General features: G+C 72.6%; 12 protein-coding genes. 5 read left to right on the top strand and 7 right to left on the bottom strand.

The genetic code is table 11. The features are described from left to right. Nucleotides 1-35: 35 nt before the first annotated feature. The 4 genes from ACZ619_RS11060 to ACZ619_RS11045 form a co-directional block, all read right to left on the bottom strand. The gene (locus ACZ619_RS11060) at nt 36-1,367 is read right to left on the bottom strand and encodes an ABC transporter ATP-binding protein (RefSeq protein WP_469596971.1); all 1,332 of its coding nucleotides are present in this window, start codon (nt 1,365-1,367) and stop codon (nt 36-38) included. A 287-nt stretch (nt 1,368-1,654) separates the two neighbouring features. Further along, nucleotides 1,655-3,886 carry a molybdopterin oxidoreductase family protein gene (locus ACZ619_RS11055; protein WP_469596969.1) on the bottom strand — a complete coding sequence of 744 codons (2,232 nt, stop codon included), beginning with the start codon at nt 3,884-3,886 and terminating at the stop codon, nt 1,655-1,657. A gap of 160 nt (nt 3,887-4,046) precedes the next feature. Then, complete coding sequence (locus tag ACZ619_RS11050; RefSeq protein WP_469596967.1) at nt 4,047-4,664, bottom strand: TetR/AcrR family transcriptional regulator; 618 nt, start codon at nt 4,662-4,664, stop codon at nt 4,047-4,049. 64 nt (nt 4,665-4,728) lie between these two features. Further along, complete coding sequence (locus ACZ619_RS11045; protein ID WP_469596965.1) at nt 4,729-5,292, bottom strand: hypothetical protein; 564 nt, start codon at nt 5,290-5,292, stop codon at nt 4,729-4,731. A gap of 158 nt (nt 5,293-5,450) precedes the next feature. Between ACZ619_RS11045 and hmgA the strand changes: the two genes are divergently transcribed. The 4 genes from hmgA to ACZ619_RS11025 all read left to right on the top strand — a co-directional run bounded on the left by hmgA (nt 5,451) and on the right by ACZ619_RS11025 (nt 10,003). Next, nucleotides 5,451-6,779: a homogentisate 1,2-dioxygenase gene (gene hmgA / locus ACZ619_RS11040; protein ID WP_469596962.1), complete on the top strand. Its 1,329-nt coding sequence runs from the start codon at nt 5,451-5,453 to the stop codon at nt 6,777-6,779. Nucleotides 6,780-6,805: 26 nt separating this feature from the next. Next, on the top strand, nt 6,806-7,555 hold the full coding sequence (locus ACZ619_RS11035; protein ID WP_469596960.1) for a GntR family transcriptional regulator: 750 nt from the start codon (nt 6,806-6,808) through the stop codon (nt 7,553-7,555). 12 nt (nt 7,556-7,567) lie between these two features. After that, a complete protein-coding gene (locus ACZ619_RS11030) occupies nt 7,568-8,719 on the top strand; it encodes a type ISP restriction/modification enzyme (RefSeq protein WP_469596958.1) in 1,152 nt (383 codons plus the stop codon). 87 nt (nt 8,720-8,806) lie between these two features. Next, nucleotides 8,807-10,003: a CaiB/BaiF CoA transferase family protein gene (locus ACZ619_RS11025; RefSeq protein ID WP_469596955.1), complete on the top strand. Its 1,197-nt coding sequence runs from the start codon at nt 8,807-8,809 to the stop codon at nt 10,001-10,003. A 23-nt stretch (nt 10,004-10,026) separates the two neighbouring features. Here ACZ619_RS11025 and ACZ619_RS11020 read toward each other — a convergent pair whose 3' ends face one another. From ACZ619_RS11020 to ACZ619_RS11010, 3 genes are all read right to left on the bottom strand, one after another. Continuing rightward, entirely contained in the window at nt 10,027-10,296 is a 270-nt protein-coding gene (locus tag ACZ619_RS11020; protein WP_469596952.1) for a hypothetical protein, read from the bottom strand. Between the two features lie 126 nt (nt 10,297-10,422). Next, complete coding sequence (locus ACZ619_RS11015; RefSeq protein WP_469596949.1) at nt 10,423-11,241, bottom strand: anti-sigma factor; 819 nt, start codon at nt 11,239-11,241, stop codon at nt 10,423-10,425. Continuing rightward, complete coding sequence (locus ACZ619_RS11010; protein ID WP_469596946.1) at nt 11,238-11,780, bottom strand: sigma-70 family RNA polymerase sigma factor; 543 nt, start codon at nt 11,778-11,780, stop codon at nt 11,238-11,240. The genes ACZ619_RS11015 and ACZ619_RS11010 overlap by 4 nt, the downstream gene beginning before the upstream one ends. Before the next feature lie 207 nt (nt 11,781-11,987). Between ACZ619_RS11010 and ACZ619_RS11005 the strand changes: the two genes are divergently transcribed. Then, a complete protein-coding gene (locus tag ACZ619_RS11005) occupies nt 11,988-13,514 on the top strand; it encodes a DUF4331 domain-containing protein (protein ID WP_469596944.1) in 1,527 nt (508 codons plus the stop codon). Nucleotides 13,515-13,591: the final 77 nt, after the last annotated feature.

Here is a 13,591-nt window from a genome sequence, read left to right as displayed (position 1 = left end):
ATCGCCCCCTTCCGTTCCGCGATTCCCGGAGTGTTTCACTCGTCCAGATCCGGCAGCCGCGCGGGGGACGGGCAGATCCGTTCGCCGTTCCGGTCGAAGACGAACAGGTGGGCGAGGTCGACGAGAAGGGGGATCTGCGCGCCGTGCCGGAGCTGGAGGTCGGGCGTGGTGCGCACCACCAGGTCACCGGGCAGCCGCCCCTCCGGCGGCGCCGGCTCGGCCGCGGGCGGGTCCTCCAGTACGACGACCGGCCCGGCCCGCCTCGAAACGGCCCGGTCCCGGAAGCGGTCCAGCACCCCCGCCCCCTCCCTGCGCCGCCGGGACGGCCGGCCGGACGGGCGCGGGGCCTCCAGCTCCGGTACGACGGCGGGCCGGGAGCCGGTGTCGAGGTGGACGAGCACCTCGTGCCCCTGGAACTCGACGTGCTCGACCAGACCGGTCAGCGGCACCTCACCGGGCCGGGCGGTGGAGTGCCTGGCGATCCGCACCGCCTCCGAGCGCAGCCCGACGATCACCTCCCGCCCCTGCTGCACCCGCAGCAACCTGTGGTCCGGGGACAGGGGTTCGGGCAGCCGCAGCGCCTGCTTGCCCAGGCCGACGGTCATCGCGCCGTCGAGCGGGGCCCGGACCACCCCGCGCAGCAGGTTGATGCGCGGGGTGCCGATGAAGGCGGCGACGAAGACGTTGCGGGGCAGCGCGTAGACCGCGCGCGGGCTGTCGACCTGTTGCAGGACCCCGCCGCGCAGCACGGCGACCCGGTCGCCGAGCGACATCGCCTCGGCCTGGTCGTGGGTGACGTAGACCGTGGTGACGCCCAGTTCGCGGGTCAGCCGCGCGATCTCGGCCCGCAGGTGGTTGCGGAGCTTGGCGTCGAGGTTGGAGAGCGGCTCGTCCATCAGGAAGGCCGAGGGGTGCCGGGCGATCGCCCGCCCCATCGCCACCCGCTGGCGTTCGCCGCCGGAGAGCTGGCTGGGGAAGCGGTCGAGGAGGTCCTCGATACCCAGCATGCGGGCGGTGGCGTCCACCCGGGGGCGCGGGTCGGCGCCGCGGGCCTCGATCCGGAGCGGGAAGCCGATGTTGTCGCGGCTGGTCATGCTCGGGTAGAGGGCGAAGTTCTGGAAGACCATCGCGATGTCCCGGGCGGCGGGCATCAGGTCGTTGGCGTACTCGCCGTCGAGGAGTAACTCGCCCTCGTCGATCTCCTCCAGCCCGGCGATCATCCGCAGCACGGTCGACTTGCCGCAGCCCGAGGGCCCGAGCAGCACGAGGAACTCGCCGGCGCGGATGTCCAGCGAGAGCCGGTCGACCACGCGGGCACCTCGCGTGTAGGCCTTGCTCACGTCGTGCAGGGAGATGGCGCGTGTCATGACTGTCGTCCCCGGGGGCGGTACGGGCCTTTGGGTCACGGAAGTTAACGGAATGTGCGGGCGAGGGGGAAGACATGTGCCGAAATACTCAGCAAGTGGCGACGCGTCCCGAAGCGGCCCGGTGCACCGCGCTCACCCGCACCGGCGCACCGGACGCGCGACCGGGAGACCGCCGGACGCCGTCGGACGCCGTGGGACGCCGTGGGACGCCGTAGGCGAGGCGACGCGGGCGGGGCGACGCGGGCGGGGCGACGCGGGCGGGTGAGCGGTGTGCGCGCGGTTCCGGGTCACGGGGTTGCGGTCACTTCGATGGGGATGCCGTTGAGGACGGCGTTGCCGGACAGCGGGTCGAGCAGGGTGCCGTCGAGGAGCTGGTTGACGTTGACGCCGGGCGCGGTCGCGGCGTGGCTCAGACGGGTGCCCGGGCGGTCGTGGCCCCAGCCGTGCGGGAGGCTGACGACTCCGGGCCGGACGCCGTCGGTGACCTCGGCGGGGGTGACCACCTCTCCCCCGGCGCCCCTGACACGGACGTCGGCGCCGTCGCGCACGCCGAGGCGTTCGGCGTCCTCGGGGTGGATGTGCAGGGTGCAGCGGTTGGTGCCGCCGGTGAGGGCGGGCACGTTGTGCATCCAGCTGTTGTTGGAGCGCAGATGGCGGCGGCCGACCAGGACCAGACCGTCCGGCCGGCCGGCGAGGGCCGCGCGCAGCCGGGGCAGGTCGTCGGCGATCGGCCGGGGAAGCAGCTCGACCTTGCCGCTCCTGGTCCTCAGCGGCTGCGGGAGACGGGAGGTGAGGGGGCCGAGGTCGATGCCGTGCGGGTGGGCGAGCAGCCGCTCCAGGGTGAGCCCGTCGGGGCGGGCGCCGAAGCCGTCGCCGTAGGGGCCGAGGCGCAGCATCAGGTCGAGCCGGCGCTCGGGGCCGGTGTCGCCGGTGAGCAGGCCGGCGAGTTCCTCCGGGTCGCGGCCGCGCACGGGCGAGTGGGACTCGGTGACGGCCTTGCCGAGGGTCTGCCCGACGACCATGTCGTCGACGGCGGACGGTTCGGCGCCGTGCATGCCGCCGGCCGCCAGGACCAGCCGGGACAGGATCTCGGTCTCCGCCATCCTGCCGGGCTCCAGCGGGACGGCGGGACGGGTGTAGCGGACCTGGTTGCGTACGGCGAGGGTGTTGAAGGCGAAGTCGTGGTGCGGGCTCTGGGAGGGCGGCGGCGGGGGCAGTACGACGTCGGCGTGGCGCGCGGTCTCGTTGAGGTAGGGGTCGACGCTGACCATGAAGTCGAGCGAGTCCAGGGCCTTGTCGAGGCGGGCGCCGTCGGGAGCGGAGAGCACGGGGTTGGTGGCGACGGCGATCAGGGCGCGGACCGGTTCGCCCTCGGCGGTCGCGGTGTCGATCTCCTCGGCGAGCGCGGAGAGCGGCAGTTCGCCCTTGGCCTCGGGATGCCGGCCGACCCGGGAGTGCCAGCGCCCGAGCGCGAAGCCGCGGCCGGGGCCGGCGGGTCGCGGGGTCCGGTCGGTGGCGGCCTGCGGGAAGAGCGCGCCGCCGGGCCGGTCGAGGTTGCCGGTGAGGATGTTGAGGACGTCGACCAGCCAGCTGGCGAGGGTGCCGTGCAGGACGGTGCAGCTGCCGATGCGGCCGTAGACGGCGGCGGTCGGCGCGGCGGCGAGTTCACGGGCGAGGACCCGGATCGTGGCGGCGTCGACGTCGGTGGCGTGCGCGACCGCGTCCGGGGTGAAGTCACCCAGTTCGGCGCGGAGTTCGGTGAGCCCTTCGAGGTGCGGGGCGAGCTGTCCGAGGTCCACCAGGTCCTCCTCGAAGAGGACCTGGGCCATCGCGGCGAGCAGCAGGGCGTCCGCGCCGGGCCGGATGGCGATGTGCCGGTCGGCGAGCTTCGCGGTGCGGGTGCGGCGCGGGTCGATGACGGTGAGGGTGCCGCCGCGGGCCCTGAGCGCCTTGAGCCTGCCGGGGAAGTCGGGGGCGGTGCACAGACTCCCGTTGGACTCCAGAGGGTTGGCGCCGATGAGGAGGAGGTGGTCGGTGCGGTCGAGGTCGGGCACGGGTATCGCGTTGGCGTCGCCGAAGAGCAGTCCGCTGGAGACGTGCTTGGGCATCTGGTCGACCGTGGACGCGGTGAAGACGCTGCGGGTGCCGAGGACGCCGAGCAGGACCTGCGGGTAGAGGGCACCGGCCATGGTGTGGACGTTGGGGTTGCCGAGGACGACGCCGACGGAGTGGGCGCCGTGCCGCTCGACGACGCCCCGGATCCCGGCGGCGACCGCGTCGAAGGCCTCGGCCCAGGTGGCCTCGCGCAGTTCGCCGTCCGTGCGGACGAGGGGGGTGCGCAGCCGGTCGGGGTCGCCGTCGACGGCGCCGAAGGAGGCGCCCTTCGGGCAGATGAACCCCTTGCTGAAGACGTCGTCACGGTCACCGCGGGCGCCGGTGACACGGGTGCCCTCGATGGTGAGGGTCAACCCGCAGGTGGCCTCGCAGAGCGGGCAGATGCGCAGGGCTGTGCGGGGCATGGGTGCCTCCCGGGGTGCGGCGACGGGTGCGGCCGGACCCGGGTGAGCATACCGCTCGGTATGTCGAGGGGGGAGCCCCACCGCGATCCCTCCCCGGCGCCTCGCCCGGGTCGGCGCGAGTCGGTGCAAGCCGGTGCGAATGAGGCCGGGTCGGCCCGAGTCAGTCCAGGACCCGCGCCAGGTAGGCCCGCAGCAGTTCCCTGGCCTCGGTGATGATCGACTCGTCGCCCTCCGGGTCCATCCGGAAGGAGAGGTGGACCAGGGTGTCGGCGGTCTCCACGGCCACCAGGAACGTGCGGCGCAGGTCCTCGTCGGGGGCGCGGCCGATGTAGTCGGAGAGCAGGTCGGTCAGGCGGTCGGCGACCCTGCGGTTGGGTTCGGCGTGGCGGGCGCCGACCGGTATCTGGTTGCCGAAGTCCACGAGCGAGAAGCCGGGCGCGGTGCGCTTCATGGCGAGGTACTCGTCCAGCACCGCGTCCATCGCCGCCCGCCAGTCGCCCTTCGGCGCGTCCTTCAGCCGCTCGGTGACCCGCTCGGTGTAGTGCTCCAGGTTGCGCTGGGCGAGGGCGTCGGCCATCTGCCGTTTGTTGCCGAAGAAGCGGTAGACCGAGCCGATGGGCACCCCGGCCCGCAGGGCGACCGCCCGGGTGCTCAGCTCGTCGTAGCCCACCTCGTCGAGGAGGGCGGCGCAGGCGTCGAGGATCCTGGTCAGGCGTTCGGCACTGCGCCGCTGTACGGGCGCTTTGCGGAGCGGGGTCGCTTGGGGCACGGGCTTCATGATGCCTTTCCGCGGGGATCAAGTGAACCTCGCCCCCCGGTACGGTGACGGATGGCCCCTACACTCATCCTGCCGCCGCACCGCCCGCGGCGGCGGACCCGGACGGGTTCGCCGTCTCCGCACCCGTCTCCGCACCCGACGCCGTGACGTCCGCCGTGCTCTCCACCGGCTCGCCGCGCACCGCCCAGACCGTGCCGTCGTCCGCGTACAGCCGGGCGGTGATGTGGTGGGTGCCGTGCGGGACGAGCGCGGCCGGGAGGTGGTACGCGGGGGTGCGCAGCCGGGTCACCAGGTCGCCGTCCACGTAGAGGCAGGCGGTGCCGTGCCCGGCGACCGCCTTCGCCGCGGTGCCGGCCGGGGAGAACCGGAAGCGGTGCAGGTCGAGCCGTACGTCCCAGCCGCCGGCCGCGTCGGGGGTGACCTCGGTGCCGACCTCGGGCGCCTGCTTCCTGTCGATCTCCCGGTAGTGGCGCCCGTCCTCGTCCGTCTCGTCGAGGATCTTGCCCACCGGCGCGGGCGTCCCCGTATCCCTGCGCTCGTGCGCCTCCCCCGTCCCGCAGCCCGCCGCCGCGACCAGCAGCAGCGCGCAGGCACCGAGCGCGCCCGGCAGTCCACGCGTCCACGACATGCCCGGGAGCGTAGAACAGCGCGGCACCGTCCGGATCCCCCTGGAGTCGGGTTCTCCCGCTGCCCCGCGGGGATGATCCCGGCCCCCTTGCACCCGCCCCCGCGCAATCCTACGGTGATGCATAGGAATCGACGGCCCGCGGGTTTCAGGGAGCGAAGATGCACGGGGACACGCGCAAGACCACCGAGGGGCCGGCGTACCTCTCGGGGTTCGGCAACGAGCACGCCTCCGAGGCGGTGCCCGGGGCGCTGCCCGAGGGCCGCAACTCCCCGCAGCGCGCCCCCCTCGGGCTGTACGCGGAGCAGCTCAGCGGTTCGGCCTTCACCGAGCCCCGGTCCCACAACCGCCGCTCCTGGCTCTACCGCGTCCGTCCCTCCGCCGCCCACCCGGCGTTCCTGCGCGCCCCCGACAACGGGGGGCTGCGCACCGCGCCCTTCACCGACATCGCCCCGGACCCGAACCGGCTGCGCTGGAACCCGCTCCCGGAGCCGCCGCCGGGCACGGACTTCCTCGCCGGCCTGTGGACCCTCGGCGGCAACGGCGACGCGACGCGGCGCACCGGCATGGCCGTGCACCTCTACCACGCCGACTCCTCGATGGAGCGGGTCTTCTCCGACGCGGACGGCGAGCTGCTGATCGTCCCGGAGCGCGGCGGTCTGCTGCTGCGCACCGAGTTCGGCCTCCTGCGCGTGGAACCGGGCCATGTGGCGCTGGTCCCCCGCGGTGTCCGCTTCCGGGTGGAGCTGCTGGACGCCTCGGTACGGGGCTATGTGTGCGAGAACTACGGCGCGCCCTTCCGCCTCCCCGACCTCGGCCCGATCGGCGCCAACGGCCTCGCCAACGCCCGGGACTTCCGGGCCCCTGTCGCCGCCTACGAGGACGTCGAGGCTCCGGTCGAGGTGGTCGTCAAGTTCTGCGGCAACCTGTGGACCGCGACGTACGACCACTCCCCGCTGGACGTGGTCGCCTGGCACGGCACCCATGTGCCCTACGTCTACGACCTCCGCCGTTTCAACGTGATCGGCAGCCTCTCCTACGACCACCCCGACCCGTCGATCTTCACGGTGCTGACGTCCCCGTCGGACACCCCGGGCCTGGCCGGCGTCGACTTCGTGGTCTTCGCACCGCGCTGGCTGGTCGGCGAGGACACCTTCCGGCCGCCGTACTTCCACCGGAACGTGATGAGCGAGTACATGGGCCTGATCGAGGGGGCCTACGACGCCAAGGCCGCCGGGGAAGGGGGCTTCGTGCCGGGCGGCGGCTCGCTGCACAACATGATGTCGGCGCACGGCCCGGACCGGGAGACCTTCGACCGGGCGAGCGCGGCCGAGCTGAAGCCCCAGAAGGTGGACGACGGCCTGGCGTTCATGTTCGAGACCCGCTGGCCGGTGACGCTCACCCCGCAGGCGGCCACCGCCGAACACCTCCAGCAGGACTACGACGACGTGTGGCGGGGCCTGGAACGCCACTTCCGCCCCTTGCACTGAAGATCCCCCGACGGTACGGATGGCCCGTGACCTCCTTCGCCCCCGACTCGATCGTCCTGAACCGCAAGCTGCCGCTCTGGTACCAGGTCTCGCAGTCGCTGCGCGCCTCCATACTCGGCCGCTCCCCCCGGGACCCGCTCCGGCTGCCCACCGAGGAACAGCTCGCCGAGCACTACGGCGTGAGCGTGCTGACCATGCGGCAGGCGCTCAAGGAGCTGGAGGACGAGGGGCTGATCAGCCGGCACCGCCGCCGGGGCACCTTCATCGAGCCGGACGTCCGCCGGGGCACCCCGGTGCGGCTGCTCGGCTCGGTGGACGCGATCGTCGCCCAGCAGTCGGGGATGACGGCACGGCTGCTGGACCACGGCACGGCCCCCGTGGCCGGTGAACTCACCGAGTTCTTCCCGGACCTGGCCGAGGTGGCGACGTACCACCGCCTGCGCAGCGACGAGCAGACGGGCGAGCCCACCAACCACGCCCGCAACCACGTGCGCCCCGAACTGGCCGAGCGCATCGACCCGGAGGACCTGGTCCGGCGGCCTATGACCAAGGTGCTGCGGGACATCGTCGGGGCGGACATCAGCCGGATCACGGACACGGTCGAGGCCCGGCTGGCCGACCCGGAGACGGCCCGGCTGCTCCGGGTCCCGCTGCTCAGCCCGATCCTGCACTACACGGGCGTCACCTACGACACCGCCGGCCGGGTGCTGGACCTGGCGGTCATCCACTACCGGGGCGACCGCTTCTCCTTCACGGTCACCCTCGACGCCACCTGAACTCGTCGTACGATGCCGGGCGTGACGCACGACGACGCTCCGCCGCTGGCGGACCTCATGCCGTGGTCCGTCGCACCACTTCGGCTCGGCCGGGAGTGGCCGACGGCCCCCGACCCGGCGACCCTCAAATCCCGCTGGAACGCGCTACTCAGGGCCGAGGGCCCCGATCGCGAGGCCCTGTTCGAGCCCACCCGCGCCCGCACGACCCACTCGGCGGTGCCCCAGCTCCCGGGCCGGCCGACCGGCACCGAGCGGCTGGCAGAGGCCTCGGGCCCGCACGCGGAACCGGTCCGCGTCCTCGCCGCCCCGTTCGACGAACGGTGGCTCATCCCGGACCACCGTCTGATCGACACGGCCCGTCCGGAGCTGTGGCGGGTGGCGGACGAACGGCAGGTCTTCGCGGTGGAGTCGGCGGAGGGCATGCCCCTGCTGGCCACCTCCCTCCTGCCCACCCTGCGCACGGGCCGCGTCCGCCCGCTGTACCGCAGGCCGGGGGGCGCGGAACCGAACGTGGCCCCGGGCCTGCTGGAGCACCTGACCGGGCGGCTGGGCCGCACCGCCACTCCCCCGGACCTGCTGGCCTGGACCCTGGCGACGATCCGCGCCGACCGCACCGTCCCGCTCACCGCGGACCCCGAACTCTGGGCCCGGGGCGTGGAACTGGGCCACCGGGCCCTGTGGCTGCTGCGCCGGGACGGCGAACGGCCGAGGCTCCCGGGCGGCCGCCGCCCCTACGTCCGGGCGCCGCTCCCGGCCCGGCCCCGCACGATCCTCTACGACCCCGGGGAGGAGGCCCTCCACCTCGACGAGGGCCGCGTCTCACCGGTACCGCCGCAGGCGTGGGAGTTCGCGCTGGGCGACGTGCGGATTCTCCAGGCGTGGTTCGCGGCCCGGACGAGCCCGGCGGAACCGGGAACCCTGGCGGCCCTCGCCCCCGCGGTATGGCCGCAGCAGTGGACCTCGGAACTGCTGGAACTGATCACGGTCCTGACCCTGCTGGCGGACGTGCGCTCCCGGTGGGCCGGCCTCGACGTCACGTCCCGGATCACCGCGGCGGACCTGACGGCGGCGGGCGTGCTCCCGCCCCCGGCGGCGGCCCGCAGGCCGGCGTCGATCCTGGAGCACACCGAGGAGGGCCCGGCGGGTCAGCTGACACTGCTCTGACGCGGCGCGAACCCGCTGCCACGGCGCCCGCCGCGGTGCCACCGGTGGTACTGACAAACCCGCCGGCCGCGGGACATGATCCCGCTCATGGACCGTCTCCCGCTGCCCCTGGAGGGCATCACCGTCGTCGCCGTCGAACAGGCCGTGGCCGCGCCCTTCGCCACCCGGCAGCTGGCCGATCTCGGCGCCCGGGTCGTGAAGGTCGAGCGGATCGACGGCGGCGACTTCGCGCGCGGCTACGACACCGCGGCCGGCGGTCTCGCCTCCCACTTCGTGTGGTGCAACCGGGGCAAGGAGTCCATCGCCCTGGACCTGAAGGACCCGCGCGGCCTGGAGATCGTGCGGCGGCTCGTCGCGGACGCGGACGTGTTCGTGCAGAACCTCGCCCACGGCGCCGCCGCCCGGCTGGGCCTGGACGCGGCGACGCTGTGCGCCGCGCATCCCCGGCTGGTCGCCGTGGACATCTCCGGTTACGGGGCGTCGGGCCCGTACGCCGGCAGACGCGCGTACGACATGCTCGTGCAGTGCGAGGCGGGGCTGGTGTCGGTGACCGGGACGCCGGAGCGGCCGGTGAAGGCCGGTGTCCCGGCGGCGGACATCGCGGCGGCCATGTACGCCTTCTCGGGCGTCCTCGCGGCGCTGGTGCGGCGCGGCACGACCGGGCGGGGCGGGCCGGTGGAGGTGTCGATGCTGGACGCGCTCGCCGAGTGGCTGGGGCATCCCCTGCACCACACCATGCACGGCGGTAAACCTCCGGAGCGCACCGGACTGGGGCACGCGGTGATCGCGCCGTACGACGCCTATCCGACCGCGGACGGCGGGCGGGTGCTGCTGTCGGTGCAGAACGACCGGGAGTGGCGACGGCTGGCCGAACAGGTGCTCGGCCGCCCGGAGTTGGGATCGGACCCGGCGTTCGCGACGAACCCGGCGCGGGTGGCGAACCGGGAGCGGACCGACGGCCTGGTCGGAGCGGCCCTCGGGGCGCTCGGCGCCGACGAGGCGGTGGCGCGCCTGGAGGCCGCGGGCATCGCCTGCGCGCGGCTGCGGGATCTGCACGAACTGGCGGGGCATCCGCAGCTGGCGGCCCGGGAGCGGTGGCGTCAGGTGGGGTCGCCGGTCGGGCCGCTGCGCGCGTTGCTGCCGCCCATCACGTTGCCGGGCGGGGACGAGGCACGGATGGGGGACGTGCCCGCGCTCGGACAGCACACCGAGGCGCTGCTGCGTGCCGTGGGGATGACGGACGCGGATGCAGCAGCGCTGCGCCGGGACGGTGTGGTCGCCTGAGCGCGAGCCTGACGGTCAGACGGTCAGTGCTTGTTGGCGCCGAACAGCGAACGACGCAGTCGGCGCAGTGGCGCGAAGAGGGAGACGCGGCCCACCCGGGCGACCCGGTCGCTGCGCTGCGCCGGCTCACGCGCGGTCAGTTCACGCATCAGAGACGTCGCCTCGATCGCCTGCTGCTGCGGTATGGCGGGGCCCGCCAGCACCGACAGATGGCGGTCGAGGCGCGAACTGGTCGCGCTGCTCCCGCAGGTGATCGCAGGGACCCTCGCCCTGCTGCGTGTTATCTGCTCCATGTCACTCCCCACCCGTACGAGTCCACCCGGCCCGGGCAGGGTAACCCTATCGCCCCGATGGGGCACTCGTGTATCGAGGTCACAGGATTCACCTTCCCCGCAAGGGTGTTGACAACCCTCCTTCGATTACTCTCCGAATCCAACCGATTTCAGGGCGAGTTGGACAACTGGCTGGCTGGTGGGCTGCTCTGACCCGCCTTCGGGCTCGACGGTCACAGCGAGTGACGTCGCCGACTTGCCCAGGCCGGTCGCGACCAGGGGCGTGTCGGCCTCGAAAAGCCCGAGGGAGCGCGGTTGCACACGGGGGCGCATGAGCCAGAGCTGATGCACCCGTCCGTGGGACGGGGAGCCGTATCCGCTGAGCGTGACGACGGCCTGCCCCTCCGATACGGAAGCAATTGCTCCGATAATTCGGCCCTGGGCGTCCTCGGCACTGGTGGCGCGGGCGTCGGGGGCGGCGAGAACGTGGGCGATCTCACGCGACTGCGCCCGCTCGGCGTCGAGCTGGTCCTGGGTGCGGCCGGCCTGGACCCCGAAGAGCGAGGCGACGACGAGCGCGGCGGCCGCGGTGGCGGTGGCGAACGGCACGAACAGCGGACGCCGTATCCGCACCCGCTCACGGGCGCGGCCCGGCGGGGGCTGGCCGCCCCAGACGTGCGGCGGCAGCTGGGGCGTGTGCTCCGGGATGGGGGCCGGTTCCTGCGGGGTGGCCCGCACCGCGGCCAGCACCCGGTCGCGCATGGCGAGGGGCGGCGGGGCGGCGGTGGACCAGGCGAGCCGCACCGCGTCCTCGGACAGCGCCCGGACCTCGGCGGCGCACCGGTCGCAGCCGCCGAGGTGCTTCTCGAAGCGGCGCCGCTCACCGGGCTCCAGGGCGTCCAGGGCATAGGGCGCGGCCAGGGAGTGCAGGTCCTCGCGGCGCAGCAGCCGGCCGGCCAGGCTCATGCGACACCCCCCAGGCAGTCACGCAGCCGGGTGAGTCCGTCGCGCATCCGCGTCTTGACCGTGCCCAGCGGCAGTTTGAGCCGCTCGGCCACCTCACGGTACGTGTAGCCGTCGTAGTAGGCGAGGGTGACGGACTGGCGCTGGAGGGCGGTGAGCCGGTCCAGGCAGCGGCGGACCCATTCGCGCTCCAGGCCCGCCTCCACCGTCTCGGCGACCTGGTCGAAAGCGGGTTCGTTCGCGCGCAGCGCCTCGCGCTGCTCACGGTCGACGGCCGCACGGGCGCTGCGCACGCGGTCGACGGCGCGGCGGTGGGCGAGGGTCAGGATCCAGGAGAGGGCACTGCCCCGGCCGGGGTCGAACTTGGGTGCGGAGCGCCAGAGTTCGAGGAGCACCTCCTGGGAGACCTCCTCGGACTGGGCGGGGTCGCGGACCACGCGCCGCACGAGTCCGAACACCGGACCGGACACCAGTCCGTAGAGGTCCTCGAACGCCCTCTGGTCGCCACCCGCGACGAGCACCAGCAGTTCGTCCGCCTCCACTCCGTCCCTCCCTATCCGGCCGCACCCGGCCCGTCCTCCCACACCAGGCATTCGCAACTGGACGCACCTCCGGCAGAAGTACGTATGCGGAAGGCAAAAACGCGGGTCGAGCAGGAAGAAAAGATTTTTTTCTTTCGACCAATCCAAACGGCCGCCCCGCTCCGTATACCCGTCCGTCAAGCAAGTTGGGACCGAGGGACGGACGGCATGACACCTCTAATCTCCAGGAGCGGTATGGGGCGCAAGGGCCTTGTCACGCTCATCTGCGGGGCACTGGCGACCGGCGGAATCACAGCCGCCAGCGTCGCCGTGCTGGAACCGGGGGCGGCCTCCGCCTCCTCCCACCGGGAGGCCCCGCTCATCTCGGGCACTCCGCAGTACGACAACACGGACCTGTACGCGTTCGTCAGCCCGGACAAGCCCGACACCACGACGATCGTGTCGGACTACATCCCCTTCGAGGACCCGGCCGGCGGCCCGAACTTCTACCAGTTCGCCGACGACGCCCAGTACGACATCCACATAGACAACGACGGTGACGCGAAGGACGACCTGATCTTCCGCTACACCTTCGACACCCAGATCAAGAACAAGAAGACGTTCCTCTACAACACGGGGGTGGTCAACAACCTGACCGACCCGGACCTGAACGTCACGCAGTCGTACGACGTCGACCTCATCAAGCTGAAGAAGGGGAAGGAGCAGTACCGGACGAAGATCGCCGACGACATCCCGGTCGCTCCGTCGAACGTCGGCAAGGCGTCCATGCCGGACTACGCGAAGCTGCGCTCCCAGGCCATCTACAAGACGGCCGGCGGCGGCGCGACCTTCGCCGGCCAGGCCGACGACCCGTTCTTCGCCGACCTGCGCGTCTTCGACCTGCTGTACGGCGGCAACCTGAGCGAGGTCGGCCGGGACACCCTCAAGGGCTACAACGTCAACACGATCGCCCTCCAGGTGCCCAACGACCTGATCCAGGAGTCGTCGAAGCAGCCGATCGTCGGCATCTACGCGACGACCCAGCGCAAGAACGCGCAGGGCTACTTCACGCAGGTCTCGCGCCTCGGCAACCCGCTGGTCAACGAGGTCGTCAACCCGCAGAAGGACAAGGACAAGTTCAACGCGTCCCAGCCCAAGGACGACGCGCAGTTCCTGAAGAACGTCACCAACCCCGAACTGCCCAAGCTCATCGAGCAGATCTACAACATCAAGGCGCCGAAGGAACCGCGCGACGACCTGGTCGACGTGTTCCTCAAGGGCGTCAAGGGCCTCAACCAGGTCTCGTACGTGACTCCTTCGGAGATGCTGCGCCTGAACACGTCCATCAAGCCGACCGCCAAGCCGAAGCGGCTCGGCGTCCTGGACGGTGACAACGCGGGCTTCCCGAACGGCCGCCGGCTCACCGACGACGTGATCGACGAGGCGCTCCAGGTCGTGGAGGGCGAACTGGTCGGTTCCAAGAACGACCTGGGCGACGCGGTCGACAAGAACGACAAGACCTTCGAGAAGTACTTCCCGTACGTGGCCGAGCCGACGGCCGGTTCGCGCGGCGCCCTCGCCAAGGGCACGTCCGCCGGGAGCAGCACGAAGAGCGCGCTGGGTGACGCCCTGTCCGGCTCCGGCACGAACAACACGATGCTGATCGCCGGGTCGGCGGCCGCGGGCGCGGCCGGTGTGCTGGTGCTCGGCACGGTCTTCGGCCGGTGGCGGCGACGGATGCAGCGGCCCTACTAGAACGCTGCCCCCTCCCCCCACACATCACAGACTGGCGCGGCCCGCTCCCACCCAATCCCCCACGGCAGCGGGCCGCG

It is taken from the genome of Streptomyces sp. NPDC104367 (genome assembly GCF_055583825.1).
Note: the sequence above shows the minus strand (reverse complement) of the source record. Positions and strands in the feature narration are given on the sequence as shown.

What these genes read in the sequence shown, in the direction of transcription:
- ACZ619_RS11020 (WP_469596952.1), bottom strand. Translation starts at nt 10,296, where the DNA reads ATGGAGCAGATAACACGCAGCAGGGCGAGGGTCCCTGCGATCACCTGC.
- ACZ619_RS11050 (WP_469596967.1), bottom strand. Translation starts at nt 4,664, where the DNA reads ATGAAGCCCGTGCCCCAAGCGACCCCGCTCCGCAAAGCGCCCGTACAG.
- ACZ619_RS11060 (WP_469596971.1), bottom strand. Translation starts at nt 1,367, where the DNA reads ATGACACGCGCCATCTCCCTGCACGACGTGAGCAAGGCCTACACGCGA.
- hmgA (WP_469596962.1), top strand. Translation starts at nt 5,451, where the DNA reads ATGCACGGGGACACGCGCAAGACCACCGAGGGGCCGGCGTACCTCTCG.
- ACZ619_RS11055 (WP_469596969.1), bottom strand. Translation starts at nt 3,886, where the DNA reads ATGCCCCGCACAGCCCTGCGCATCTGCCCGCTCTGCGAGGCCACCTGC.
- ACZ619_RS11025 (WP_469596955.1), top strand. Translation starts at nt 8,807, where the DNA reads ATGGACCGTCTCCCGCTGCCCCTGGAGGGCATCACCGTCGTCGCCGTC.
- ACZ619_RS11030 (WP_469596958.1), top strand. Translation starts at nt 7,568, where the DNA reads ATGCCGGGCGTGACGCACGACGACGCTCCGCCGCTGGCGGACCTCATG.
- ACZ619_RS11045 (WP_469596965.1), bottom strand. Translation starts at nt 5,292, where the DNA reads ATGTCGTGGACGCGTGGACTGCCGGGCGCGCTCGGTGCCTGCGCGCTG.
- ACZ619_RS11015 (WP_469596949.1), bottom strand. Translation starts at nt 11,241, where the DNA reads ATGAGCCTGGCCGGCCGGCTGCTGCGCCGCGAGGACCTGCACTCCCTG.
- ACZ619_RS11005 (WP_469596944.1), top strand. Translation starts at nt 11,988, where the DNA reads ATGACACCTCTAATCTCCAGGAGCGGTATGGGGCGCAAGGGCCTTGTC.